Below are 2,066 nucleotides of genomic sequence, written 5' to 3' on the forward strand. Positions count from 1 at the left end.
GATCCGCGCGGCCGCGGTGCCCACACCGCCCGCCGCGGCGTGCACGAGCACCTTCTCCCCGGCCCGCAGCCCGGCGAGGTCGACCAGCCCGTAGTACGCCGTGAGGTAGGCGATCGGCACGGCGGCGGCCTGCTCGAACGACCAGCCCCGCGGCATCGGCACGACCATCCGCGCGTCGGCGACGGCCACCGGCCCGAACGACCGGTCGACCATACCGAGGACACGGTCACCGGGCGCCAGCCCGGTCACGTCCGGGGCGACCTCCAGGACCACACCGGCGGCCTCGCTGCCAATGTGCCCCTCGTCGGGGTACGTACCCAGCGCGATCAGCACGTCCCGGAAGTTCAGGCCCGCGGCCCGTACCGAGATCCGCACCTGCCCGGCCGCCAGCGGCTCCGCGGCCTGCGGGAAGGGCACCAGCGACAGATCGGCCAGACCACCCTTGCCCGGGGCGAGCTGCCACACGGCCTCACCGGCGGGCGGCGTCAGCGGCTCGCGGGGCACCGCGGCCAGCAGCGGCGTGAGCCGGTCACCGTCGCGCAGCGCCAGCTGCTCCTGCGTACCGAGCGGTGCGCTCTCCAGGGCCCGCCAGGACTCGTCCGCACCCTCGGGACCGACAGCGGGGTCCAGGTCGACCAGACCGAACCGGCCGGGGTGCTCGGACTGCGCGGACCGCACCAGACCCCACACCGCGGCACCGGCCAGATCCCGCGGCCCGGAGCCGACGGCCACCGCGCCACGGGTCAGGAGCACCAGCCGGGACGAGGCGAACCGCTCGTCCGCCGCCCAGCCGCGCACCAGCTCCAGCGCCTCGACGACCTTCGCGTGCACGACATCGGCACCGAACTCGGCCTCCGCGCCGGGCAGGAAGGGCGCGAAGACGGTCTCGGGCAGGCCACCCGCCTCCTCCGCCCGTTCGGCGAGAGCGGCCACGTCCTGGTACACCGCGCACTCCCAGCCCGCGGCCCGCAGCGACACGGCGACATCCTGGGCACCCTGGCCCACCACCGCGCACCGCACCCCGCCGGGGGCGTCGGCGGCAGGCACCGGCGACCAGTCGAGGCGGTACAGGGACCCCGAACCGCGCTGGACGACGTCGGCGAGCTGTCCCGCCGTCATCTGACGGGCCACCAGCGAATCGACCGAGGCGACGGGGTTGCCCGATCGGTCGGCCAGCTCCACCCGCACCGACCCGGCGCCCACCGGCGAGATGCGCGCCCGCACCGAGGTGGCACCCACCGCGTGCAGCGCCACTCCCGACCAGGCGAACGGCAGCCACGGCCGGCCCTCCTCCGCCGTCAGCGGACCGAACCCGGCCGCGTGCAGTACGGCGTCGAGCAGCGCCGGATGCACACCGAACCGAGCTGCCTCGGCATGCTGTTCGGCCGGCAACTCGACCTCGGCGTATACCTCGTCGCCCTTCCGCCACACCGTCGACAGACCCTGGAACGCGGGCCCGTACTCCAGCCCGCCCCGCGCCGCCGCCTCGTAGAAGCCCTCCACCGTGACAGGCTCGGCCCCCGCCGGAGGCCACTGGACCGGCTCGAACGCCGGCTCCGGCAGCTCACGGGCCAAGGTGCCGTCGGCGTTGTGCGCCCACTGCTCCGACGGGTCGGCGTCCTCGGGCCGGGAGAAGACCTTCACGGCCCGGCGGCCGTTCTGGTCGACCTCGCCCACGACGACCTGCACCTGCACGCCGCCGCGTTCGGGCAGCTGCAACGGCGCCTGCAGCGTGAGTTCTTCCAGGAGCCCGCACCCGACATGGTCACCGGCCCGCAGGGCCAGCTCCACGAACGCGGTGCCGGGCAGCAGCACCGATCCCATCACCTGGTGGTCAACGAGCCAGCGCTGACTGCCGCGCGCGAGCCGCCCGGTCAGCAGCACCCCACCGGAGCCCGGCAGATCCACCCCGGCCTTGAGCAGCGGATGCCCCGCCGCCCCGAGCCCCGCGGCCGTCACGTCGGCACCGCCGTCGAGGTCGTCCGGCCAGAAGTGTTCGTGTTGGAAGGGGTAGGTGGGTAGGGGGGTGATCTGGCTGGTGGGGGTGGGGAGGGTCTTGGTCCAGT

The 2,066-nt window shown here is 74.8% G+C and carries 1 protein-coding gene; it reads right to left on the reverse strand.

Going from position 1 to position 2,066, the window contains the following annotated elements; all coding sequences use genetic code 11:
* Positions 1-2,066 (reverse strand): polyketide synthase dehydratase domain-containing protein (locus AWZ10_RS45625; RefSeq protein ID WP_159058617.1); only part of this gene is annotated, 2,066 nt, incomplete at both ends.

Source organism: Streptomyces europaeiscabiei, assembly GCF_001550375.1.
In the GTDB taxonomy this organism is placed as follows: Bacteria; Actinomycetota; Actinomycetes; order Streptomycetales; family Streptomycetaceae; genus Streptomyces; species Streptomyces europaeiscabiei.